Below are 397 nucleotides of genomic sequence, written 5' to 3'. Positions count from 1 at the left end.
TTAAACACCCAAAATGGCTACCAGAATAAATAAATATTTAAGTGAAGTAGGTTATTGTTCTAGAAGAGAAGCAGATAGATTAATCTTAGAAGGAAAGGTAACCATTAATGGCAAAATTCCAAATATTGGCGCAAAAGTTGAAGAAAGTGATCAAGTAGAAATTAAAGGTCAAAGAATAGAAAAATCGAAGAGAAAAAAAAATATATACTTAGCCTTTAACAAACCTGTAGGAATTGTTTGTACAACAGATAGAAAAGTAGAACCCAATAATGTCATAGATTTCATTAAATATCCTCAAAGAATTTTCCCTATCGGAAGATTAGATAAGCTCAGCGAGGGATTGATTTTTTTAACTAATGATGGAGATATCGTAAATAAAATACTCAGAGCAAGAAAT

General features: G+C 30.0%; 1 protein-coding gene. It reads left to right on the top strand.

From position 1 onward, the window contains the following. Window positions 1-13: 13 nt before the first annotated feature. Window positions 14-397 (top strand): pseudouridine synthase (locus AMO19_RS04165; protein WP_257008955.1); only part of this gene is annotated, 384 nt, incomplete at its 3' end.

The sequence above is a fragment of the Prochlorococcus marinus genome, from assembly GCF_001180245.1.
Classification (GTDB): Bacteria; Cyanobacteriota; Cyanobacteriia; order PCC-6307; family Cyanobiaceae; genus Prochlorococcus_A; species Prochlorococcus_A marinus_F.
Note: the sequence above shows the minus strand (reverse complement) of the source record. Positions and strands in the feature narration are given on the sequence as shown.